The organism is Streptomyces sp. NPDC045967 (assembly GCF_056430495.1).
Genome location: NZ_JBWKLE010000004.1, coordinates 323,893 through 345,847, shown reverse-complemented (window position 1 = coordinate 345,847; position 21,955 = coordinate 323,893). Strand labels below are relative to the sequence as shown.

Annotated in this window: 20 protein-coding genes and 1 tRNA gene; 9 read left to right on the top strand and 12 right to left on the bottom strand. The window is 72.6% G+C overall.

From position 1 onward, the window contains the following. On the top strand, positions 1–738 hold the full coding sequence (locus tag AC07FY_RS11595; RefSeq protein WP_479004010.1) for a class E sortase: 738 nt from the start codon (positions 1–3) through the stop codon (positions 736–738). 177 nt (positions 739–915) lie between these two features. Here AC07FY_RS11595 and pknB read toward each other — a convergent pair whose 3' ends face one another. The 6 genes from pknB to AC07FY_RS11565 form a co-directional block, all read right to left on the bottom strand. Then, complete coding sequence (pknB, locus tag AC07FY_RS11590; RefSeq protein WP_479004007.1) at positions 916–2,952, bottom strand: Stk1 family PASTA domain-containing Ser/Thr kinase; 2,037 nt, start codon at positions 2,950–2,952, stop codon at positions 916–918. 198 nt (positions 2,953–3,150) lie between these two features. Further along, positions 3,151–4,614, bottom strand: a complete 1,464-nt coding sequence (locus AC07FY_RS11585; protein ID WP_479004004.1) for a peptidoglycan D,D-transpeptidase FtsI family protein — start codon at positions 4,612–4,614, stop codon at positions 3,151–3,153. Next, a complete protein-coding gene (locus AC07FY_RS11580) occupies positions 4,611–6,047 on the bottom strand; it encodes an FtsW/RodA/SpoVE family cell cycle protein (RefSeq protein WP_479004001.1) in 1,437 nt (478 codons plus the stop codon). The genes AC07FY_RS11585 and AC07FY_RS11580 overlap by 4 nt, the downstream gene beginning before the upstream one ends. A gap of 31 nt (positions 6,048–6,078) precedes the next feature. Further along, positions 6,079–7,539 carry a PP2C family protein-serine/threonine phosphatase gene (locus AC07FY_RS11575; protein ID WP_479003998.1) on the bottom strand — a complete coding sequence of 487 codons (1,461 nt, stop codon included), beginning with the start codon at positions 7,537–7,539 and terminating at the stop codon, positions 6,079–6,081. A 138-nt stretch (positions 7,540–7,677) separates the two neighbouring features. Further along, positions 7,678–8,181 (bottom strand): FHA domain-containing protein FhaB/FipA, encoded by a 504-nt coding sequence (locus tag AC07FY_RS11570; RefSeq protein ID WP_479003996.1) that lies wholly within the window; start codon positions 8,179–8,181, stop codon positions 7,678–7,680. 10 nt (positions 8,182–8,191) lie between these two features. Beyond that, positions 8,192–9,028 carry an FhaA domain-containing protein gene (locus tag AC07FY_RS11565; RefSeq protein ID WP_479003993.1) on the bottom strand — a complete coding sequence of 279 codons (837 nt, stop codon included), beginning with the start codon at positions 9,026–9,028 and terminating at the stop codon, positions 8,192–8,194. 292 nt (positions 9,029–9,320) lie between these two features. Between AC07FY_RS11565 and AC07FY_RS11560 the strand changes: the two genes are divergently transcribed. The 6 genes from AC07FY_RS11560 (at position 9,321) to AC07FY_RS11535 (ending at position 14,835) form a co-directional block, all read left to right on the top strand. Then, positions 9,321–9,403: transfer RNA gene (locus AC07FY_RS11560), tRNA-Leu, on the top strand. A 255-nt stretch (positions 9,404–9,658) separates the two neighbouring features. Further along, complete coding sequence (locus AC07FY_RS11555; protein WP_479004539.1) at positions 9,659–11,335, top strand: sensor histidine kinase; 1,677 nt, start codon at positions 9,659–9,661, stop codon at positions 11,333–11,335. 8 nt (positions 11,336–11,343) lie between these two features. Beyond that, a complete protein-coding gene (locus tag AC07FY_RS11550; RefSeq protein WP_479003990.1) occupies positions 11,344–12,003 on the top strand; it encodes a response regulator transcription factor in 660 nt (219 codons plus the stop codon). Positions 12,004–12,055: 52 nt separating this feature from the next. Beyond that, positions 12,056–13,456, top strand: a complete 1,401-nt coding sequence (locus AC07FY_RS11545; RefSeq protein WP_479003988.1) for a DUF2252 domain-containing protein — start codon at positions 12,056–12,058, stop codon at positions 13,454–13,456. 148 nt (positions 13,457–13,604) lie between these two features. After that, positions 13,605–14,420: a J domain-containing protein gene (locus AC07FY_RS11540; RefSeq protein ID WP_479003985.1), complete on the top strand. Its 816-nt coding sequence runs from the start codon at positions 13,605–13,607 to the stop codon at positions 14,418–14,420. A 70-nt stretch (positions 14,421–14,490) separates the two neighbouring features. Further along, positions 14,491–14,835, top strand: a complete 345-nt coding sequence (locus AC07FY_RS11535; RefSeq protein ID WP_479003982.1) for a rhodanese-like domain-containing protein — start codon at positions 14,491–14,493, stop codon at positions 14,833–14,835. A gap of 103 nt (positions 14,836–14,938) precedes the next feature. Here AC07FY_RS11535 and AC07FY_RS11530 read toward each other — a convergent pair whose 3' ends face one another. The 6 genes from AC07FY_RS11530 to paaA all read right to left on the bottom strand — a co-directional run bounded on the left by AC07FY_RS11530 (position 14,939) and on the right by paaA (position 19,858). Beyond that, positions 14,939–16,081: an acyl-CoA dehydrogenase family protein gene (locus AC07FY_RS11530; RefSeq protein ID WP_479003979.1), complete on the bottom strand. Its 1,143-nt coding sequence runs from the start codon at positions 16,079–16,081 to the stop codon at positions 14,939–14,941. Between the two features lie 129 nt (positions 16,082–16,210). After that, positions 16,211–17,317, bottom strand: a complete 1,107-nt coding sequence (locus tag AC07FY_RS11525; protein WP_479003976.1) for a 2Fe-2S iron-sulfur cluster-binding protein — start codon at positions 17,315–17,317, stop codon at positions 16,211–16,213. After that, positions 17,318–17,821, bottom strand: a complete 504-nt coding sequence (gene paaD, locus AC07FY_RS11520) for a 1,2-phenylacetyl-CoA epoxidase subunit PaaD (protein WP_479004536.1) — start codon at positions 17,819–17,821, stop codon at positions 17,318–17,320. Beyond that, positions 17,818–18,543, bottom strand: coding sequence for a 1,2-phenylacetyl-CoA epoxidase subunit PaaC (gene paaC, locus AC07FY_RS11515; RefSeq protein WP_479003973.1), 726 nt, complete (start codon positions 18,541–18,543; stop codon positions 17,818–17,820). The genes paaD and paaC overlap by 4 nt, the downstream gene beginning before the upstream one ends. Beyond that, positions 18,540–18,824, bottom strand: coding sequence for a 1,2-phenylacetyl-CoA epoxidase subunit PaaB (gene paaB, locus AC07FY_RS11510; protein ID WP_479003970.1), 285 nt, complete (start codon positions 18,822–18,824; stop codon positions 18,540–18,542). The genes paaC and paaB overlap by 4 nt, the downstream gene beginning before the upstream one ends. Next, positions 18,821–19,858 (bottom strand): 1,2-phenylacetyl-CoA epoxidase subunit PaaA, encoded by a 1,038-nt coding sequence (gene paaA / locus AC07FY_RS11505; RefSeq protein ID WP_479003968.1) that lies wholly within the window; start codon positions 19,856–19,858, stop codon positions 18,821–18,823. Before paaA ends, paaB begins: the two co-directional genes overlap by 4 nt. A gap of 147 nt (positions 19,859–20,005) precedes the next feature. Here paaA and AC07FY_RS11500 point away from each other — a divergent pair, with 147 nt between their 5' ends. Together AC07FY_RS11500 and AC07FY_RS11495 are read left to right on the top strand one after the other, a co-directional pair. After that, on the top strand, positions 20,006–20,668 hold the full coding sequence (locus AC07FY_RS11500) for a DUF5819 family protein (protein WP_479003966.1): 663 nt from the start codon (positions 20,006–20,008) through the stop codon (positions 20,666–20,668). Then, positions 20,665–21,876, top strand: a complete 1,212-nt coding sequence (locus AC07FY_RS11495) for an HTTM domain-containing protein (RefSeq protein WP_479003963.1) — start codon at positions 20,665–20,667, stop codon at positions 21,874–21,876. Before AC07FY_RS11500 ends, AC07FY_RS11495 begins: the two co-directional genes overlap by 4 nt. The last annotated feature ends 79 nt before the right edge of the window (positions 21,877–21,955 follow it).

Sequence of the window (21,955 nt, the reverse complement as noted above, 5' to 3'; positions counted from 1 at the left end):
GTGTCCCGTGCCCGCCGCCGCGCCGCGGCGCCGCCCGCCCCCGCCGGCAGCCGCAGTGCGCTCGCCGGGTTCCTCAGCCTGCTGGGCGAGTTCCTGATCACGCTGGGGCTGGTGCTGGCCCTGTTCGTGGCCTACTCGCTGTGGTGGACGAACGTGCTCGCGGACCGGCAGGCGTCGGCGCGCGGCGACCAGGTCCGCCGGCAGTGGCTGGCGGCGCCCGGGCCGCAGAAGCCGGCGGAACCGGGGGCGCTGGACACCGGGGACGGCATCGGCTTCCTGCACGTGCCCGCGATGGGCGACGCCGAGGTGCTGGTCAAGCGCGGCACCGACCCGCAGACCCTGGACGACGGGGTCGCGGGCTACTACACGGAGCCGGTGAAGTCGGCCCTGCCGTGGGACGAGAAGGGCAACTTCTCGCTGGCCGCGCACCGGGACGGCCACGGCGCGAAGTTCCACGACATCGACAAGCTGCACCGCGGCGACCCGATCGTCTTCGAGACCAAGGACACCTGGTACGTGTACAAGGTCTTCGCCGAGCTGCGCCAGACCTCCAAGTACAACGTGGACGTGATCAGCCCGGTCCCGAAGCAGTCGGGCAGGACCGCCCCGGGCCGCTACATCACGCTGACCACGTGCACGCCGGTGTACACCTCGAAGTACCGCTACGTCGTCTGGGGCGAGCTGGTGCGGACGCAGAAGGTGGACGCGGAGCGGACCCCGCCGGCCGAGCTGCGCTGACCGCGCCCGTGGGGGCCTCCCACACGGTTCTGGGGGCGGCCGCGGCCCGCCCGGGCCCCCCGGGGGCCGGGCCTCGCCCGTGAGGGCCCAGACGGCCGCGCAGCCCCGGGGGGAAACGGCTCCGGCCCCTCTCCCGGGGAGAGGGGCCGGAGCCGTGTGCGCGTTCCGAGGGGGGCGTCAGCCGCCGAGCCCTCCGATGAAGCCGCGGTTGCCACCGCCGCCGTTGTTGTTGCCGCCGTCCTGCTGGCCGCTCTGCATGGTGACCACATTGACCACCGTGCCCGCGGGGACGGGACGGCCGGCCTGCGGGTCCGAGGACAGCACGCGGGCGTTCTCGTCCGAGGGACCGGAGAGCACGGCGCCGAAGGTCAGGCCCTTGGACGCCAGTTCCGCCCTGGCCTGGGCGACCGTCTTGCCCAGCAGGTTCGGCACCTGCACCTGCTGCGCGGCCTTGGCGATGGTCACGTTGACCGTCTTGCCCACCTCCAGCTGCGACCCCGGCTGGGGCTGCTGGTCGATGATCGTCTTCGGCGGGACACCGGGGGCGTCGACCTCGGTCACGCTGCCGAGCTTGAGGTTGACGGCCTTGAGGTCCTTCTCGGCGTCGTCCTTGGTCCTGCCCTTGAGGTCCGGGACGATCGCCTTGGACTGCTCCTTGGCCACCGTCAGCGTGACGACGGAGTTCCGCTCCGCCTCGCCGCCCGCCTTCGGGTCCTGGTCCAGGACCGTGCCCGGGGCCCGTCCGGACTCCTGGGCCTTGCGGTCGACCTGGAAGCCCTTGTCCTTCAGCGCCTTCTCGGCGTCCTCGAAGGTCAGGTTCAGCACACTGGGGACCGGCTCCTTGGGCGCACCCGAGGAGATGGTCACCGTGACCGTGGAGTCCTTGGCGACCTTCGTGTCGGGCACCGGGTCCTGCTTGCAGATGCTGCCCTTGGGCTGGTCCGCGCAGGGCGCCTCGGCGCCCTTGACGACCCTGAGGCCGACGTTCTCGCCGCTGCGCTGCGCCTGCTCCAGGGTGGAGCCGATGAACTTGGGCACGCTGGGCCGGTTGTCGGCCGTGCCGCTGAAGAGGGAGCGGCCGATCAGGATCGCGCCGACCAGGACGAGGACGCCGGCCGCCACGAGCAGGATCGTGGACGCCTTGCTCTTCTTCTGGCGCCGGTGCGGCCCCTGGTCGTAGCCGCCGTGGTTCTGGTCGCCGTACCCGTAGCCGCCGTCGCCCGGGGGCATCGGCGGCATCATCGAGGTCTGGCCGGAATCGGCGGTGCGCAGGGCGGTGGTGGGCTGGTCGTAGCCCTGGTGCCCGTAGCCGTGGGACTGGTCGTGCGGGTAGCCGTAACCGGCCGCGCCCATGGCGGCGGTGGCGGCGACGGGCTGGCCGTCGAGGCACGCCTCGATGTCGGCGCGCATCTCGTCCGCGGACTGGTAGCGGTAGTCCGGGTCCTTGACCAGCGCCTTCAGGACGATCGCGTCCATCTCGGGCGTGATCTCGGGGTCGAAGTTCGACGGCGGCTGCGGTTCTTCCCGTACGTGCTGGTAGGCGACGGCCACGGGGGAGTCGCCGACGAACGGCGGCCGGACGCAGAGGAGTTCGTAGAGCAGGCAGCCCGCGGAGTAGAGGTCGGAGCGCGCGTCGACCTGCTCGCCCTTGGCCTGCTCCGGGGAGAGGTACTGGGCGGTGCCGATGACGGCGGCCGTCTGCGTCATCGTCATGCCGGAGTCGCCCATGGCGCGGGCGATGCCGAAGTCCATGACCTTGACCTGGCCGGTGCGGGTCAGCATCACGTTGGCGGGCTTGATGTCGCGGTGCACGATGCCGGCACGGTGCGAGTACTCGAGGGCCTGGAGGATGCCGATGGTCATCTCCAGGGTGCGCTCGGGCAGCAGCTTGCGCCCGGAGTGCAGCAGCTCGCGCAGGGTGGAGCCGTCGACGTACTCCATCACGATGTACGGGATGGAGATGTTGTCGACGTAGTCCTCGCCGGTGTCGTAGACGGCGACGATCGCGGGGTGGTTCAGCGACGCGGCCGACTGGGCCTCACGGCGGAACCGGGCCTGGAAGGACGGGTCGCGTGCGAGATCGGCGCGCAGGGTCTTGACGGCGACGGTACGGCCGAGCCGGGTGTCGTGGGCGAGGTAGACCTCGGCCATGCCACCGCGGCCGAGCACGTGGCTCAGCTCGTACCGGCCGCCGAGGCGACGCGGCTCTTCCATAACGTTGCAGCCCTCTCCGTCAGTCCCGACCGCACCTGTGTGTGGTCCGGCGGTGTGCTGTTCGCGCAAAGGCTACCGGCCGATCGTCTGTGATCGGTTCGCGGCCACAGGCTGATACAGGACCGGTACCGTGTGCGCGCACCCCGCCGGGAGCGGTGACGCGGATCACGTCTCCGCGGCCGTCCGCCGTCCGGCGGCTCATCCCTGCGTCTTCAGCACCGCTTCCATGACGGCCTTCGCGACCGGGGCGGCGAGGCCGCCGCCGCTGATGTCCTCGCGGTCCGCGTTGCTGTCCTCGATGACGACGGCGACCGCGACGGGCGAGGTGCCGTCCGAGGCTTCGGCGTAGGAGATGAACCAGGCGTACGGGCGCTTCTTGTTCCCCTCGCCGTGCTGGGCGGTGCCGGTCTTGCCGCCGACCTTCACGTCCTTGATCTGCGCCTTCGTGCCGGTGCCCTTCTCGACGACATTGACCATCATCTCCTGCACCTTCTGCGCGTTGGCGGCGGTGAGGGGGCGGCTCATCTCCTGCGGCGTGTGCTTCTCGATGATGTCGAGGTTGGGCGCGGTGAGCTGGTCGACCATGTACGGCTTCATCAGCTTGCCGTCGTTGGCGATCGCGGCGGTGACCATGGCCATCTGCAGCGGGGTGGCGGCGGTGTTGAACTGCCCGATGGAGCTCTGGGCGTTGCCGTCCTTGCCCATCTTCTTGTCGTAGACGCTGGCGAAGGCGCGGACCGGAATGTCGATCTTGTCGTTGTTGAAGCCGAACTTCTCGGCGGTCTCCACCATCTTGTCGCGGGTGACCTTGTCGCCGAGGTTCGCGAAGACGGAGTTGCACGAGACGCGCAGGGCCTCGTTGAGGCTCGCCTGCTTGCAGCCGCTGGCGTGGTTGACCATCTCGGTCTTCGTGCCGGGCAGGAAGTAGGGGTCCGGGGTGTCCGTCGGGTCGTTGATCTCCTTGACCACGCCGTGTTCCAGGGCGGCGGCCGCGGTGACGACCTTGAAGGTCGAGCCCGGCGGGTAGGTCTCGCGCAGGGCGCGGTTGACGAGGTTCTTGTCCTCGCTGTCCTTGAGCTCGACCCACGCCTTCTCGTCGTCCTTGGAGTTGCCGGCGAAGCGCGAGGGGTCGTACGACGGGGTGGAGACGAGCGCGAGGACGGCGCCGGTGCGCGGGTCGATGGCGGCGGCCGCGCCCTTGTTGTTGCCCAGGGCCTTGAAGGCGGCCCTCTGGGCGTCGGGGTTGAGCGTGGTGACGACGTTGCCGCCCTGCTTCTTCTCCCCCGTGAACATGCCGATGGTGCGGTCGAAGAACAGCCGGTCGTCGTTGCCGGTGAGGATGCCGTCCTCGAGCGACTCCAGCTGCGTGGAGCCGAAGGCCTGCGAGGCGTAGCCGGTGACGGGCGCCCACAGAGCGCCCTCCTCGTAGGTGCGCTTGAACTTGTAGTCGCTGCCGTCGGTGACCGCGGAGCCGGTGATGGGCTTGCCCGCGACGATGATGTTGCCGCGTTCGGTGGCGTACTGGGCGATCTGGACCCGGCGGTTCTCCTTGCGGGTGCTGAGTTCCTCGGCCTGGACGTACTGCAGCCAGTTGGTCCGGATCAGCAGCGCGAGGACGAGCAGCCCGCAGAACAGCGAGATGCGGCGCAGGGGCTTGTTCATGACGGGCGGACCACCTGGGTCATCTCGGCGTCGGGGGACGGGGCGGGGGCCGGGGCGGGCCGGCGTGCGGTGTCGCTGATCCGGATGAGCACGGCGATGAGGATCCAGTTCGCGAGGACGGAGGAACCGCCGGACGCGAGGAAGGGCATCGTCATGCCGGTGAGCGGGATGAGGCCCATGACCCCGCCGGCGACGACGAAGATCTGCAGGGCGAAGGCGCCGGAGAGGCCGATGGCGAAGAGCTTGCCGAACGGGTCGCGGGCGGCGAGGGCGGTGCGGACGCCCCGCTCGATGATCAGGCCGTAGAGCAGCAGGAAGGCCATCACGCCGGTGAGGCCGAGTTCCTCGCCGACGGTGGAGAAGATGAAGTCGGAGTTGGCGGCGAAGCCGATGAGGTCGGAGTTGCCCTGGCCCCATCCGGCGCCGAGGACGCCGCCGGAGCCGAAGCTCATGATCGACTGGGCGATCTGCTCACAGGCACCGGCATCGGCGCCGTTCCGCTGCCAGCAGCCGAAGGGATCCAGCCAGGCGCTGACCCGGGCCCCGACGTGGCTGGAGAAGGAGGCGACCACCACGGCGCCACCGACCGACATCAGGAGGCCGATGACGATCCAGCTGGTCCGCTCGGTGGCCACGTACAGCATGATCACGAACATGCCGAAGAACAGCAGCGAGGAGCCGAGGTCGTTCTCGAAGATCAGGATGAGCAGGCTCATCGCCCAGATCACCAGGATCGGGCCGAGGTCGCGGCCGCGCGGCAGGTAGAGGCCCATGAACCGGCGGGAGGCCAGGGCCAGGGCGTCACGCTTGACCATCAGGTAGCCGGCGAAGAACACCGCGAGGACGATCTTCGCGAACTCGCCGGGCTGGATGGAGAAACCGGCGACGCGGATCCAGATCTTGGCGCCGAAGACGTCCGCGCCGAGGCCGGGGACGAGCGGCAGAAGGAGCAGGACCAGGGCGACGACCATGGAGATGTACGTGAAGCGCTGCAGGACGCGGTGGTCCTTGAGGACGAGCAGGACGCCCGCGAACAGGGCGATGGCCAGCGCCGTGTAGAGCATTTGGTTGGGCGCGGAGGGGGAGAAAGCGCCGTACGAGCGCTTGGCGAGGTTCTGCAGCCGATCGGACTGGTCCAGCCGCCAGATCAGCACCAGACCCAGCCCGTTGAGCAGCGTCGCCAGCGGCAGCAGCAGCGGGTCGGCGTACTTGGCGTAGCGGCGTACGACGACGTGCGCGATCCCGGCGAGGGCGCCGAGGCCCAGGCCGTAGAGCAGCATGCCGGGCGGCAGGCTGCCGTTGATCGCGAGGCCCACGTTGGCGTAGGCGAACATCGGGATGACCACGGCGAAACCGAGCAGCATCAGCTCGGTGTTCCGCCGGCTCGGCGCCTCGATGGCGCCGATGGTGGTCGTGTTGGTGACAACGCTCATGGTGTGGCAGGCCCCCTGCGCCCGCGGGTGTCTACTGCTTTCCGCACAGGCTGACCACTTGCTGCTCCGCGGGAGTCAGAGTGGCGCCGGGTGTCTGGTTCTGCGCCTCGGCGCCCCGGCGCTCCTCGTCCTTCTTGCAGGCCGAGACCTGCACGCCGAGGTCGTCCAGCTTCTCGCGGGCGCCGTCGAGGCTGCCCTCGCTGATGGTGGCCTCGACCTGCTTGCGCTTGAAGGGCGGGAGGTACTTCAGTTCGATGTCGGGGCGGTCGCTCTCCACCGTGGAGAGCTCCAGCGGCCCGAGCTTCTGGCTGATGCCGCGGAAGAGCGCGACGTGCTCGCCCTTGACCCCGACGTAGTACTGGGTCTGGGTCCAGCGCCAGCCCGCGTAGAGGCCGCCGCCGACGACGCCGACGACCAGCAGGAGGGTCAGCGTGCGGGTGGCCCACTTGCGCCCTTTGCTGCGGCGCCTGCGGGGGCGGTCGTACGTGTCGTCGTACTCGGCGTCACCGTCGTAGCCCTCGGCCTCGCCGAAGCTGCCGTATCCGCCGCCGCCCTGGCCCTGCTCGGCGTACCCGTAGCCGCCGGCCTCGCCGCTGCCGGGCGGGCCGAAGGCGCCGGCGGGCGGGGCGGCCTGGCGGCCGAGGCCCGAGGCGCGGCCGGCCGGGGTCTGCATGGCGTTGCCGCCGTCGAAGAGCTGGTGCTGGTTCTCGGCGACCGCGCCCACGACGACGGGCGTGTCGTTGACCTGGGCGGCGAGGGTGTCCCCGCTGTCGGTGTCGAGGACGTCGGCGACGATGCAGGTGATGTTGTCGGGTCCGCCGCCGCGCAGGGCGAGCTGGATGAGCGACTGCACGGTCTCGCGGGGGCCGTGGTAGTCGGCGAGGGTCTCTTCGAGGGTCTGGTGGGAGACCACGCCGGAGAGCCCGTCGGAGCAGATGAGGTAGCGGTCGCCGGCACGGACCTCGCGGATGGAGAGGTCGGGTTCGACGATGTCGCCGCTGCCCAGCGCGCGCATCAGCAGGGAGCGCTGCGGGTGGGTGGTGGCTTCCTCTTCGGTGATCCGGCCCTCGTCGACCAGGCGCTGCACCCAGGTGTGGTCCTGGGTGATCTGGGTGAGGACGCCGTCGCGGAGCAGGTAGGCGCGGGAGTCGCCGACGTGGACCAGACCCAGGCGCTGGCCGGTCCACAGCAGGGCGGTCAGCGTCGTGCCCATGCCCTCGAGCTGGGGGTCCTCCTCGACCATCACGCGCAGCTGGTCGTTGGCGCGCTGCACGGCCGTCGCCAGGGAGGTGAGCAGGTCCGAGCCCGGGACGTCGTCGTCGAGCTGCACCAGGGTGGAGATCACCTCGGAGCTCGCGACCTCGCCGGCGGCCTGGCCTCCCATGCCGTCGGCGATCGCGAGGAGGCGGGGCCCGGCGTAGCCGGAGTCCTCGTTGCCCTCGCGGATCATGCCCTTGTGCGATCCGGCGGCGAACCGCAGGGACAGACTCATGCGCACCTCGCCGGTCGGCTCCGGGTACAACCGGTCTCGAGCCACACTGCCCACCCTCCGGTCGGGAGCGCGCGCGTGTCCGTCTCCTCGATGGGACGGATCACCGCCGCGCGCTCGCTCCGCTCGCTCATTCTCGTACTACTTCCGCAGCTCGATGACGGTCTTGCCGATGCGGATCGGGGCGCCCGGCGGAATGGGCGTCGGGGTGGTCAGGCGGGTCCGGTCGAGATACGTGCCGTTGGTGGACCCGAGATCCTCGACGATCCACTGCCCGTCACGGTCGGGGTAGATCCTGGCATGGCGGCTGGACGCGTAGTCATCGTCCAGCACGATGGTGGAGTCGTGCGCGCGGCCCAGGGTGATCGTCTGGCCGGCGAGGGCCACCGTGGTCCCCGTGAGGGTGCCCTCGGACACGACGAGCTTGGTGGGCGCACCGCGGCGCTGGCGCTGCTGCGGTGGCGCGGCCTGCCGGCCGGCCTGCTGCGGCGCGGTGCCCGCGCCGGCGCCGCCGCGGCGGGAGCCGCGCTGCGTGACTCTCGTTCCGAAGAGGTCGCTGCGGATGACCTGGACGGCCACGATGACGAACAGCCACAGAACGGCTAGGAAACCCAGCCGCATGACCGTCAGGGTCAGCTCTGACATTGCCCCCGCTTCACCCTTCGGCTTGCCGGTAAATGATGGTCGTGCTGCCCACGACGATCCGCGAGCCGTCGCGGAGCGTAGCGCGGGTGGTGTGCTGCCCGTCCACCACGATGCCGTTGGTGGACCCGAGATCCTGGATGGTCGAGGGCGTTCCGGTCCGGATCTCACAGTGCCGGCGCGATACGCCGGGGTCGTCGATCCGCACGTCGGCTTCGGTGCTTCGGCCGAGTACGAGCGTGGGGCGCGAGATCTGGTGACGGGTGCCGTTGATCTCGATCCAGTGGCGCCGGGCGCCGCCGGAGGCCGGTACGGGTGCGGCGGGGCCGGCTCCGCCGGCGGGCCGCCGCGCGCCCGGTCCGCCGGGCGGCGGAGCGCTGGGCATGGGCGGGGCGCCGACCGGGGGGTAGCCGTAGCCGCCCTGGCCCGCCGGACCGCCCTGCGGCCGGCCCGAGGGCGGCTGCGGCTGGGAGGTGCTGGCGGCGAGGGTGCGGCTGCGGACCCGGTAGAGCCCGGTGTCGAGGTCGTCGGCCTTCTCCAGCTGGACCTTGATGGGGCCCATGAAGCTGTAGCGCTGCTGCTTGGCGTAGTCGCGGACGAGGCCCGCGAGCTCGTCGCCGAGCTGCCCGGAGTAGGGGCTGAGGCGTTCGTAGTCGCCGGTGCTGAGCTCGACGATGAAGTCGTTGGGCACGACCGTCCGCTCGCGGTTCCAGATGGTGGCGTTGTTGTCGCACTCCCGCTGGAGGGCTCCGGCGATCTCCACCGGCTGGACCTCGGACTTGAACACCTTGGCGAAGGTGCCGTTCACCAGACCTTCGAGTCGCTGCTCGAACCGCTTCAGAACTCCCATGGGGCACCTCCTCCGTCGTTGTCGCCCTGTACTGCTTACTGATCGTATCCACGCGTGGCGGATTCGGGTGGTTCCCCATCGGACCTGTGAGGACGAGTGTTGGTCCTCACAGGGATCGTAGGGGGGCCTCGAGGACAGTGTCCCGCACCGGGAGCGGAGTGCGGGAGGGGCCGTCCGCGGCCGGGGCCCGGGGTGCGCGGAAAGCGATGTGATTCCACCCCGTCCGACGTGCTAATGTTTCGACGTCGCCAGGGGAACGGCCCGAAAGGGAAGAACCACTGGGGAGCTGCTCGGGCGAGTGGCGGAACGGCAGACGCGCTGGCTTCAGGTGCCAGTGTCCTTCGGGACGTGGGGGTTCAAATCCCCCCTCGCCCACATCGACGAAACGGTCGTCATCGCGAAAGCGGTGGCGGCCGTTTCGTGTTGTGCGCCTCCCGGTCCCTCGGGAGCTCGGCGGCCGGTGATCAACTGACCTGCCCGGTACGGGCGGTGCGGTGCTCCGGGGCCAAGGAGTGATCCAGGACACGTTCTTCGCGGCGCCGTCCGACTTTCGTCGTGCGGACCGCGACGAAAGGGGGACGTCGGCGGCGGGCCGGGGTGTCTAGGGTCGGCCGGGTGGATGCGAAGGCGATGGCGCGTGCGGGGCGGGACTGGCTGAGGGGGCCGGAGCCCTGGACCCGGCGGATGCTCGTGGGCGACCTCGCGATGGCGGGGGTGCTGGCGCTGCTCGGTCTGGGCGTCGAGGAGCTCGACAACGGTTCCGGACGGCGGATGGTCGCGAGCGCGGCGGTCGTGGTGCTGCTCACCCTGCTGCGGCGCAGGCTGCCCGCCTCGACCCTGGTCGCGGGTTCGGCGGTGGGCGTGTTCCTGCCGGGTTCGTTCCTGGTCACGTGCCTGCTGAGCTGGTCGGCGGGGCGCCGGATCATCGGGGTGGGCCGGGCGGGCGCCGCCTTCACGGTGGCGTTCGTCGCGACGGTCGGCCTCAGCGTGCTGCACGAGTCGGCGCAGATGCGCCCGCTGCTGGTGATCGTGTTCTCCACGCTGATGTTCCTCGCGATGAGTGTGATGCCCGGTCTGGCCAGCCGGTACTGGTCGCAGCGCCGCACGCTGCTGAGCGCGCTCCAGGAGCGCAACGGCCAGCTGATGCGCGAGCGCGCGATGGTGGCCGGGCAGGCGCGGCTGCGCGAGCGGCAGCGGATCGCCCAGGACATGCACGACAGCCTCGGCCACCAGCTGGCGCTGATCTCGGTGCACACCGGCGCCCTGGAGGTGGACCCCGAGCTGACCGACCGGCAGCGCGAGGCGGTCGGGGTGCTGCGGCAGGCGTCGGTGGCGGCCATGCACGAGCTGCGCGAGGTCGTCGGAATCCTGCGGGACGGGGTCGAGGCGCCGGTCCCGGTGGAGGAGGCGGCGCAGCCGGCGGCCCGCGGGGCGGCCGGGATCGCCGCGGTGGTGGAGGCGGCGCGGGGCGCGGGGACCGACGTGCGGCTGTCCGCGTCGGGCCGGCCGCGGCCGCTGGTCGCGGCCTGTGACCACGCGGCGTACCGGATCGTGCAGGAGGCGCTGACGAACGCGTACAAGCACGCGCCGGGGGCGCCGATCACGGTGGAACTGCGCTACGAGGACGACGCGCTGGTGGTGGAGATCGCCAACGGCCCGGCGGCCGGGCCCCGCGCCGGCGAGGTGGTCTCGGGCGGGCAGGGGCTGACCGGGCTGCGCGAGCGGGCGCGGCTGGTCGGCGGGATGGTGCACGCGGGGGCGACGCCGGACGGCGGGTTCCGGGTGGCCGGGGTGCTGCCCTACGGGGCGGGGCCGGCCGGGGCCGGGACCGAGGCGGACGACTTCGGGCAGCAGGCCCAGGCCCAGGCGCTGGGGCTGCGGGGAGCGCCGCCGATGGACTGGGCGGCGGTGGACCGCGAGCTGGCCGTGCGGCGGCGCAGCCCGGCCGGCGGGTTCGCGCTGGGCTGCGGCATCGCGTTCGCGGCGGTGGTGCTGCTGGTGATCGTGGTCGGCGCGGGGGTGCTGCTGGTGATGGGCTCGATGGGCGACTCGATGGTGGACCGGGCCGCTTTCGACGCGGTGCGGGTGGGAGAGTCGGAGCAGGCCGTCCGCGGCCGGCTGCCGAGCGGCGACACGTTCCTGACGGCCGGCGCGGAGCGCAAGGGGCCGCCCCGGCCGGAGGGTTCGGCCTGCATGGCGCTGCTGGCGAAGGACCAGCCCGACGCACTGGGGACGGATCTGGTCTACCGGTTCTGTTTCAGGGACGGCACGCTCGTGGACAAGCAGGCGTACGAGGTCGAGCAGTAGGAGCACGGGTGACAGCCGAAGTGATCCGCGTGGTGATCGCGGACGACGAGCCGCTGATCCGGGCGGGGATCAGGATGATCCTGACCTCGGCACGGGACATCGAGGTCGTCGCGGAGGCGGCGAACGGCCGGGAGGCGGTGGACCTGGCCCGCGCGCACGCACCGGACGTGGTGCTGCTGGACATCCAGATGCCGGTGATGGACGGGCTGACCGCGCTCGGCGAGCTGGGGCGGGCGGTCCCGGAGGCGCGGGCGCTGGTCCTGACCACCTTCGGGGAGAAGGAGAACGTGCTGCGGGCGCTGGGCGAGGGCGGCGCGGGCTTCCTGCTGAAGGACTCGGCGCCGGGCGAGCTGATCGGCGCCGTACGGGCGGCCGCGGCGGGCGACGCCTACCTCTCTCCGGCGGCGACCCGGCACGTGGTCGACCAGCTGGCGTCGGGCAGGGCCGCGGCGCGCGGCGAACGGGCCCGGCGGCGGGTGGCGGAGCTGAGCGAACGCGAGCGCGGAGTGCTCGCGCTGCTGGGCGAGGGGCTGTCCAACGCGGACGCGGGCCGGCGGCTGCACATGAGCGAGGCGACCGTGAAGACGTACGTGAGCCGGATCCTGGCGAAGCTGGGCTGTGAGAACCGCGTGCAGGCCGCCCTGCTGGCCAGAGACGCCGGGCTGTAGGTACGGTCAGCCCGTTCGCGGGTGATCGACGTACGGGGCGGGGGCGGCGCGCATGGCTGCGGTGGCGGGACAGCGGATCCCGGAGGTGGCGGGGTTCGCCCCGCGGGTGGCGGACGGCTCGCCCAAGCAGGAGGGCCGGGCGCTGCGGCGGCGGGTGCCGCGGGCGGCGCACGCCGGCTTCGCGGCGCCGTCGGACCGGCCGGACGCGGTGCGGGCGGTGGAGGAGTCCAACGCCGGCCGGGTCGCCGACCTGGCGCCGATACGCGTCGGCCGGATGGCCGCGAACCCCTTCGTGTTCCTGCGGGGGGCGGCCGGGCTGATGGCCCACGACCTGTCCGGCGGGCCGGTGACCGGGATCGGCGCGCAGATCTGCGGTGACGCGCACGCGGCCAACTTCGGCCTCTACGGGGACGCGCGGGGCCGGCTGGTCATCGACCTGAACGACTTCGACGAGACCGTCTTCGGCCCGTGGGAATGGGACCTCAAGCGGCTGGCGACCTCGCTGGTGCTGGCCGGGCGGGTCTCGGGCGCGGGCGAGGACGCCTCCCGGGCGGCCGCGCTGGACGCGGTGGGCGCCTACCGGCGGACCCTGCGGCTGCTGGCGCGGCTGCCCGCCCTGGAGGCGTGGAACGCCATCGCGGACGAGGAGCTGGTCTCGCACACCGACGCCCGCGACCTGCTGGGCATCCTGGAGAAGGTCTCGGAGAAGGCCCGCAACAACACCTCCGCGCGGTTCGCCGCGAAGTCGACCGAGCCGGGACCCGACGGCGGCTGCCGCTTCGTGGACGCGCTGCCCGTGCTGCGCCGGGTCGGGGACGCGGAGGCCGCGGCGGTCGCGGCCTCGCTGGGCCCCTACCTGCGCACGCTCCAGGCCGACCGGCTGCCGCTGATGGCCCGGTACGCGATCCACGACGTGGCCTTCCGCGTGGTGGGGACGGGGAGCGTCGGCACCCGTTCGTACGTGGTGCTGCTGCTGGACCACCAGGGCGAGCCGCTGGTGCTCCAGGTCAAGGAGGCGCGGCCCTCCGTGCTGCTGCCGCACCTGCCCGCGCTGGGCTTCGTGTCGCCGCCCGAGGAGCACGAGGGGCGCCGGGTGGTGGCCGGGCAGAAGCGGATGCAGGTGGTGTCGGACATCCTGCTGGGCTGGACCACGGTGGAGGGGCGGCCTTTCCAGGTGCGGCAGTTCCGCAACCGCAAGGGCAGCGTGGATCCGGCGGCGCTGACCGCCGAGCAGCTCGACGACTACGGGCGGATGACCGGGGCCCTGCTGGCCCGGGCGCACGCGCACAGCGTCGATCCGCGGCTGCTGGCCGGCTACTGCGGCAAGAACGAGGAACTGGACGAGGCGATGGCCGCCTTCGCCGTCGCCTACGCGGACCGGACCGAGGCGGACCACGCCGATCTGGTGGCCGCGGTACGGGGCGGGCGGATCGCGGCGGAGACCGGGGTGTGAGGGGTCGGGGCCCCCGGGGCCCGGGGGTGAGCGGTCCGGCCGGTGCGGGGGCGGCGGGGGTGAGCGGTCCGGCCCGTGCGGGTCCGCCGGGGGTGAGCGGTCCGGCCCGTGCGGGGGTGCCCGGCGCCGCGGGCCGTAGGCTGGCCGGGTGAGCGAGCAGACCGGAGACACAGTTCCCGACGACGAGCGCCCCGAGGCGCGCCTGGAGCGGGCCGTGCGGGCCGCCGAGCAGGCGCTGATCGAGTTCGAGATCGCGGTGGAGACCTTCCGGGTCGAGGTGGAGAACTTCTCCCGCCTGCACCACCAGAAGCTCGGCCCGATGTACACGCGGCTCGATGAGCTGGAGGCGCTGATCGCCGAGGCCAAGGCGGCCCGCACCGGGGATCCCGAGGACCTGCGCCGGGCGCGGGAGGCGCGCGGGCTGGTCATGCCGATGCCCGGGGTGGACGAGCTGTTCCACGACTGGATGGATGCGGACGGGGTCTCCGACGACGCGGGCGCGATGCTCACGGACCGGCCCGTGCGGCCGCCGGAGCGGGTGCGGCCCTCGGAGGAGGTCCGCCGCCTCTACCGGGAGCTGGTCCGCCAGGCGCACCCGGACCTCGCGCAGGACGAGGCCGAGAGGACGCGCCGCGACGCCTTCATCGCGCAGGTGAACGCGGCCTACGGGCGGGGCGAGGAGCAGCGCTTGCGCGAGCTGGCCGAGGAGTGGGCGGCCGGTCCGGAGCCGGAGCGTCCGGAGCCGGAGGAGAGCGGCGAGCTCTACGCCCGGCTGGAGTGGCTGGCGCGCCGCAAGGAGCTGCTGGCGCTGGTCGCCAAGGAGCTGGAGGACAGTGCGATCGGGTCGATGCTGAGGATGGCGCCCGACGACCCGGACCGGCTGCTGGAGGAGATCGCCGAGCAGTTGCTGGCGCAGGTCTCCGAGCGCGAGGCGGAACTGGCCGAGGCGCTGGCCGCGGGATGAGGCGTACCGGCCGGCTTCCGGCGCTGTCCGCTAGGTTGGGAGTCGGACCTGTGATGAGAGAAGGCGACGCATGAACTTCGGACCGCTTCCCTCGGTGGACGCCGCCGCGGTGCCCTCCGAAGGCTTTGTCCTGGACGTCCGTGAGGACGACGAATGGGCGGCCGGCCACGTCGAGGGCGCCCTGCACATCCCCATGAGCGATTTCGTGGCCCGCTTCGGCGAGCTGACCGAGGCCGCCGCGGACGGCCGCCGGGTGCACGTGATGTGCCGGGTCGGCGGGCGCTCCGCCCAGGTGACCCAGTACCTGGTCCGCCAGGGCATCGACGCCGTGAACATCGACGGCGGCATGCAGGCCTGGGACGGGGCCGGGCGCCCGATGGTGACGGACGACGGGACCCCGGCCATCGTGCTGTAGCCGTCAGCCGTCAGCCGTCAGCCGTCAGCCGTCAGCCGTCAGCCGTCAGCCGTCAGCCGTCAGCCGTCAGCCGACGGCATGTCGGCCGCCGGCCGTTATCCCGTCAGGCCGGCGGGTGGGCGGCCAGCAGGTCGCCCAGGGCCTCCTCGTGCACGGCGGCGGGACCGAGCTGGAGCTCCAGCTGCTTGGCCCAGGCGTGGTACCGGTGCAGCGGGTAGTCGGTGTCGGCGCCGAAGCCGCCGTGCAGGTGCTGGGCGGTCTGCACGACCCGGCGGACTCCCTCGGAGGCCCAGATCTTGGCGACCGCGACGTCCCCGGCGAGCGGCAGCGGGCCGCCCGCGCCGCCGGTCGCGGCGTCCAGGCGCCAGGCGGCCTGCCAGAGGGTGACCTCCATGGCGCGCAGGTCGATGTAGCGGTCGGCGGCCTGGACGGCGACGGCCTGGAACGTGGCCACCGGGAAGCCGAACTGCTCGCGCTTGCCCGTGTACTGGCTGGTCATCGTGAGGACCTGCTCGCCGAGGCCGAGGGCGAGGGCGCAGGTCCCGGTGGTCAGGAGCAGGCGCAGCCGCTCCCAGGCGTCCGGGGTGTCGATGAGGTGCGTCGGTGCCACGCGTACGCCGTCCAGGGCGAGTTCGGCGAACCGTTCCCCGGTGGTGGAGACCTGCTCGGCGAGGGCGAGGCCCTCGGCGGTGCGGGCGACGAACGCGAGGACGGCCGCGCCCTCGCCGGTGTGGGCCGGTACGGCGATCCAGTCGGCGCTCTGCGCCCAGGGGACGGCCGTCTGCGTCCCGTCCAGCAGCCAGCCGTCCGCGTCGCGGCGGGCGGTGACGGCGAGTTCGGCCGGGTCGTGGCCGGAGCGGCCGTGCGCGGCGGCGGTCAGTACGACGCTGCCGCGGCCGGCGCCGGGCAGCAGGGCGGAGGCCAGTTCGGGGCTGCCGTGGGCCTGGACGGCCATGGCGGTGGCGCAGTGCTCCAGCAGCGGAACCCGGGCCAGCACTTTCGCCGCCTCGCGCAGGACCAGGCACAGGGCGATGGTGTCGAGTCCGGCGCCCCCGTGCTCCTCGGCGATGACCAGGCTCAGCAGGTCGGATCCGGCGAGCCTGGCCCACAGGGGCCGGTCGAAGTCGTCGGCGACGGCCCCGGGGGTGAGCGCGGGGCTGGGCACCCCGTCGGGCGCGACGTCCGCGAAGACGGCTCTGGCCGCCTCGACGGCCGCCTGCTGCTCCTCGGTGAAGGTGAAGTCCACTGCCGGTCCTCCCGTTCTGATCTGACGGTGCGTCAAGATAGAACAGGTTCTGGAAAATGGACAGGGGCGGCGGGGCGGCGGGGCGGCGGAGCGGTGGGGGCCGGGCCCCGGCGCGGGCCGGGGCCGCGGCTACCGGTCGAAGTCGATCTCCACTTCCTCCGTCACCGGGTGGGACTGGCAGGCCAGCACGAAACCGGCCTCCGTCTCCTCGGCTTCCAGGGCGAAGTTCCGGTCCATCCTGACCTCACCCGACACCACGAACGCCCGGCAGGTGCCGCAGACTCCGCCCTTGCAGGCGTAGGGGGCGTCCGCGCGGTTGCGGAGCACCGCGTCCAGCAGGGATTCCCCGTCACGCACGGCCCAGGTGCCGGACCGGCCGTCGAGGCGTGCGGTGACCCGCCCGTCGGAGGCGGCCGGGGCGGTGGCGGCGGCGCGGGCCGGGACCGTGACGTCCTCGACGTGGAAGACCTCCTGGTGCACCCGGCTCCGGTCCACCCCGAGAGCGCCCAGGGTCTGTTCCGCACCCTGCACCAGGCCGTAGGGCCCGCACAGGAACCAGCCCGTCACCTCGGTCACCGGCAGCAGTGCGGGCAGCAGGGCGGCAAGCCGCTCCCGATCCAGGCGTCCGGACGGCAGTCCGGCCTCCTGCTCCTCCCGGGACAGGACGGTGACCAGCTGGAACCGCGCCGGATACCGGTCCTTGAGGTCGGCGACCTCCTCCAGGAACATCGTCGAAGCCGCCGTGCGGTCGCTGCGCACGAGGCAGAACCGGGCGTCCGGGCGGGCGGCCAGCAGGCTCGCGGCGATCGAGAGCACCGGGGTGATCCCGCTGCCGCCGACGATCGCCGCGTAGTGCCCGGCGGCCGGGGCCGCGGCCGGGTCCAGGACGAACCGCCCGGCCGGGACCATCACGTCCAGCACGTCACCGGCGGCGATCTCCTTGTGCGCGAAGGTGGAGAACTCCCCGCCCTCCACGAGCCGCACGCCGACCCGCAGCTGCGCGGGGCCCGGGCCGCCGGTGGCCGGGGCGGGGGAGCAGATCGAGTAGGTGCGCCGGATCTCCGGGCCCTCGGGGGCTGCGACGCGGCGCAGGGTGAGGTGCTGGCCGGGGGCGTGCCGGTACTCCTCGCGCAGTTCCTCGGGGATCCGCAGGGTCAGCGCCACCGAGTCGTCGGTGAGCCGGTCGACCGCAGCCACCGTCAGCGGGTGGAACGCGCCGTGGCGGGGTGCGGCCATCTACAGCTCCTTGAAGTGGTCGAACGGTTCGCGGCAGGCGGTGCAGCGGCGCAGCGCCTTGCATGCGGTGGAGGAGAACCGGCTGAGCAGCTCGGTGTCGGTCGATCCGCAGTGCGGGCAGCGGACCGACAGCGTCAGCGGGACGGGTCCGCCGGCGGCGTGCGGGCGGGGCGGGGCGATGCCGAACTCGGCCAGTTTGCGGCGGCCTTCGGCGCTGATGTCGTCGGTGGACCAGGCCGGGGCCAGCACGGTGGTGACCCGGACCTCGGGTATGCCGTGGCCGGTCAGGACCCGCTCGATGTCGGCGGACATGGCCTCGATCGCCGGGCAGCCGGTGTAGGTCGGGGTGAGGGTGACCTCGGCGCGGCCCTCCTCGTCGACCCGGACCCCGCGCACCACGCCGAGCTCCCCCAGGCTGAGCACGGGCAGTTCGGGATCGGGGACGGAGCCGGCCAGCTCAGCCAGTTCGGCTTCCAGACGGGTCGTCGCGCCGCGGGCGGTCACCACGACGCCCCCGGATGGCTGCGGTGCAGGTGCTGCATCTCGGCGAGCAGCCGGCCGAAGGGCTCGGTGTGCAGTCCCTGGCGCCCGGCTCCGGCCGCCCAGGCGCCGGTGCGCGGCCCCTCGGGGAGCGCGAGCCCGGCCCGCTCCAGCACGCCGCCCACGGCGGTGAGCCAACGCCCTTCCAGCGCAGCCCAGTCCAGGCCGTCGAGGCCGTCCACCGGCTGGAACATCTCGCCGGTGTACTTCCACAGGGCGTCCAGGCCGGCGCGCATGCGCTCGCGGCTCTCCGCGGTGCCGTCGCCGAGCCGCAGGGTCCACTGCTCGGCGTGGTCGCGGTGGTACGCGGTCTCCTTGACGGCCTTGGCCGCCAGCGGCGCGAAGGGGCCCTCGCCGACGGCCAGTTCGCCGTACAGCTCGTGCTGGTAGAAGGAGAAGAACAGCTGGCGGGCGATGGTGTGGGCGAAGTCGCCGTTGGGCTGCTCGACCAGCTGGATGTTGCGGAAGGAGCGCTCCTCGCGCAGGAAGGCCAGCTCGTCCTCGTCACCCGCCATGGTCAGCAGGAGGCGGGCCTGGCCGAGCAGGTCGAGCGCGATGTTGGCGAGCGCGACCTCCTCCTCCAGGACGGGGGCGTGGCCCGCCCATTCGCCGAGGCGATGGGAGAGGATCAGCGCGTCGTCCCCGAGGGCGAGGGCCGCAGCCGCGGTGGTATCCGTGCCGATCACAGGTGACTCACTCCCTCCGGGATGTCGTAGAAGGTCGGGTGCCGGTAGGGCTTGTCGGCGGAGGGCGCGAAGAAGGGGTCGCGCTCGTCCGGCGAGGAGGCGGTGATCTCGGTGGAGGGCACCACCCAGATCGAGACGCCCTCGCTGCGCCGCGTGTAGAGGTCGCGGGCGTTGCGCAGCGCCATCTCCGCGTCGGGGGCGTGCAGGCTTCCCGCGTGCGTGTGCGACAGGCCGCGCCGCGAGCGCACGAACACCTCCCACAGGGGCCAATCGCGCGTCATACCCGTGCCTCCTCGTTCTGTGCGGCGGTCTGTGCCGCCTGCTTCTCCGCATACGCGGCGGCCGCGTCGCGCACCCAGGCGCCTTCCTCGTGGGCCCTGCGCCGCTGGGTCAGGCGCTGTTCGTTGCAGGGGCCGTTGCCCTTCAGCACGTTCCAGAACTCCGTCCAGTCGATGGCGCCGAAGTCGTGGTGGCCGCGCTCCTCGTTCCACTTGAGGTCCGGGTCGGGCAGCGTCAGGCCGAGGGCCTCGGCCTGCGGGACGGCGATGTCGACGAAGCGCTGGCGCAGTTCGTCGTTGGAGTGCCGCTTGATCCGCCAGGCCATCGACTGCGCCGAGTGCGCCGACTCGTCGTCCGGCGGGCCGAACATCATCAGCGAGGGCCACCACCACCGGTCGACCGCGTCCTGGGCCATGGCGTGCTGCGCTTCGGTGCCCTTCGACAGGGCCATGAGGAGCTCGAAGCCCTGGCGCTGGTGGAAGGACTCCTCCTTGCAGATCCGGACCATGGCGCGGGCGTAGGGGCCGTAGGAGCAGCGGCAGATCGGCACCTGGTTGGTGATGGCCGCGCCGTCCACGAGCCAGCCGATCGCGCCGACGTCCGCCCAGGTCAGGGTGGGGTAGTTGAAGATCGAGGAGTATTTCTGCTTCCCCGCGTGAAGCTTGTCGAGCAGCTCGTCGCGGCTGGTGCCCAGGGTCTCGGCGGCGCTGTAGAGGTACAGCCCGTGGCCCGCCTCGTCCTGCACCTTGGCCATCAGGATGGCCTTGCGGCGCAGCGAGGGGGCGCGGGTGATCCAGTTCGCCTCGGGCTGCATGCCGATGATCTCGGAGTGCGCGTGCTGCGCCATCTGGCGCACGAGGGAGGCGCGGTACTCCTCCGGCATCCAGTCGCGCGGTTCCACGCGCTCCTCCGCCGCGACCGCCGCGTCGAAGGCCGCCTTGAGCTGTGCCTCGAGGTCGCCGGCCATGCCCGCGCCGTCCGTCCCGTCCGTCCCGAGGGCCGTCTCCGGCCCCGTCTCCGGGCTCACTGCCACCATCCCGGTCCCCTGTCAGCGTTGGCCGGCCAGCCGTTCTTCCACCCGACCGACCGATCGTTCGGTTCATCCTCTTCAATGGTGGGTCGGCGGCCCGTAGGGTGTCAACCTCTGAGGTCAACCCTGTGGATGCCGGACGATCGGGGCGGGATGGATGCGAACGGGCGGGAACCCGCTTCGGCGGCCGCTCCGGCGCCCCCGCGGGCCCCCGGAATCGCCGGCCTGTCCACCCCGTACCGGGTGCTCGCCGCCCTCGCCCTGGGGGCCGTCGGCGTGGCCGCCTGCACGCACCTCGCGCTGGTTTTCCTGCACGTCGCCCCGTCCAACACGCTCAGCAGGCAGCACGCGCGGACGGTCGACGCCTGGATCTATCCTGAGTTCGAACAGAACTGGAAGCTCTTCGCGCCCAACCCCCTCCAGCAGAACATCGCCGTACACGCGCGCGCGCAGGTACGGACGGCCGCCGGCGAGCTGGTCACCACGGACTGGCGGAACCTGAGCGCCGAGGACGGCGAGGCCATCCGCCACAGCCTGCTGCCGAGCCACACCGAGCAGAACGAGCTCCGCCGGGCCTGGGACTTCTTCACCGGCTCCCACGACGACGAGAACAGGCCGAACGGCGAGCGCGGCGAGCTGTCCGAGCAGTACCTGCGGCGGATAGCGGTGGACCGGCTCGCCCCGGACCACCCGGGCGGACGGCTCCTTCGGGTCCAGCTGCGCTCGGCGACGACGGCCGTGGCCGCGCCGGAGTGGAGCGGCGAGACGACCGACACCGAGACGTACTACCGGGAGCTGCCGTGGTGGACGGTGTGAGGAGAGGTTCGGCGGCGGCCGCGCTGGCGAAGGTCACCGGCCAGGCCCTGGGCCCCTACCAGAGCGCCGTGGTCCGCATCGGGTTCGCCGGGACCTGGCTCTTCTTCCTGCTGCGCGAGTTCCCCCACCGCCACGAGCTCTACGGGCCGGACGGGCCGTGGAGCTGGGCGCTGGCGGAGCGGCTGATCGCCTCGAACGGGGCGTTCTCCATCCTGATGTGGTCGGACTCCGCCGTGTGGTTCGAGACCGTCTACGCGCTCGCCGTGCTGGCGAGCGCGGGGCTGCTGCTGGGCTGGCGGACCAGGGCCGTGTCCGTGCTGTTCGCGGTCGGGGTGCTCTCGCTGCAGAACCGCAGCGTGTTCATGGGGGACGGCGGGGACAACGTCATCCACCTGATGGCCCTGTACCTGGTGCTCACCCGGTGCGCGCAGGTGTGGTCGCTGGACGCGCGCCGCGCCCGCCTGCGGGGCTCGGCCGCCGCGGGGGCCGCCGGGCCGGTGCTGTGGGTCGTCCTGGGCGCGGTCCTCGCCTACGGGGCGGTGACCGGGCGGTTCGGGCCCGGCTGGTTGGCCGCCTTCGCCGCGGTGTGGGTGGTCTGCGGACTGTGGTGGCTGGCCGACCGGCGCGATCCCCGGGGGGAGGGGCGGGCGGCGCTGGACGTGCTGGCCAACCTGCTGCACAACGCCGGGATGCTGGTGATCATGGCGGAGGTGTGCCTGATCTACGCGACGGCGGGCTGGTACAAGATCCAGGGGTCGCGGTGGCAGGACGGGACGGCGCTGTACTACCCGCTCGGGCTGGACTACTTCACCCCCTGGCCCGGGCTGTCCGCGCTGCTGGCCGGCAGCGGCACGCTGGTGATGCTGCTGTCGTACGGCACGGTGGCCGTGCAGGTGGCCTTTCCGTTCACGGTGTTCAACCGGCGGATCAAGAACGTGCTGCTGGCCGTGATGATGCTGGAGCACGCGGGGATCGCCGTCCTGCTGGGGCTGCCGTTCTTCTCGCTGGCGATGATCGCCGCCGACGCGGTGTTCCTGCCGACGGTGTTCCTGGTCTGGCTGGGCTCCCGGGTCGCCGCGCTGCGGCCCGCCTCTCGGGGCTCAGCCCCCGACCCCGCGCCTCGGACGCCGGCGGGGCTCGAAGATCGGGGCTCCGCCCCGGACCCGGACCCCGCGCCTTCGACGCCGGCGGGGCTGGATGTGGGCTGAGCCCGCGCTTCCGGGCGCCGCGCAGGGGCGCCCGCCGCCTCGCCGGCGCACCCGCGCAGCGTCCGCTCGTGGGGCGGAC

Bases quoted from the DNA above. Each gene is read 5' to 3' on its own strand.
- pknB (WP_479004007.1), bottom strand. From the start codon at position 2,952: ATGGAAGAGCCGCGTCGCCTCGGCGGCCGGTACGAGCTGAGCCACGTG.
- AC07FY_RS11585 (WP_479004004.1), bottom strand. From the start codon at position 4,614: ATGAACAAGCCCCTGCGCCGCATCTCGCTGTTCTGCGGGCTGCTCGTC.
- AC07FY_RS11580 (WP_479004001.1), bottom strand. From the start codon at position 6,047: ATGAGCGTTGTCACCAACACGACCACCATCGGCGCCATCGAGGCGCCG.
- AC07FY_RS11575 (WP_479003998.1), bottom strand. From the start codon at position 7,539: ATGAGTCTGTCCCTGCGGTTCGCCGCCGGATCGCACAAGGGCATGATC.
- AC07FY_RS11570 (WP_479003996.1), bottom strand. From the start codon at position 8,181: ATGTCAGAGCTGACCCTGACGGTCATGCGGCTGGGTTTCCTAGCCGTT.
- AC07FY_RS11565 (WP_479003993.1), bottom strand. From the start codon at position 9,028: ATGGGAGTTCTGAAGCGGTTCGAGCAGCGACTCGAAGGTCTGGTGAAC.
- AC07FY_RS11555 (WP_479004539.1), top strand. From the start codon at position 9,659: ATGGCGCGTGCGGGGCGGGACTGGCTGAGGGGGCCGGAGCCCTGGACC.
- AC07FY_RS11545 (WP_479003988.1), top strand. From the start codon at position 12,056: ATGGCTGCGGTGGCGGGACAGCGGATCCCGGAGGTGGCGGGGTTCGCC.
- AC07FY_RS11535 (WP_479003982.1), top strand. From the start codon at position 14,491: ATGAACTTCGGACCGCTTCCCTCGGTGGACGCCGCCGCGGTGCCCTCC.
- AC07FY_RS11525 (WP_479003976.1), bottom strand. From the start codon at position 17,317: ATGGCCGCACCCCGCCACGGCGCGTTCCACCCGCTGACGGTGGCTGCG.
- paaB (WP_479003970.1), bottom strand. From the start codon at position 18,824: ATGACGCGCGATTGGCCCCTGTGGGAGGTGTTCGTGCGCTCGCGGCGC.
- paaA (WP_479003968.1), bottom strand. From the start codon at position 19,858: ATGGTGGCAGTGAGCCCGGAGACGGGGCCGGAGACGGCCCTCGGGACG.
- AC07FY_RS11500 (WP_479003966.1), top strand. From the start codon at position 20,006: ATGGATGCGAACGGGCGGGAACCCGCTTCGGCGGCCGCTCCGGCGCCC.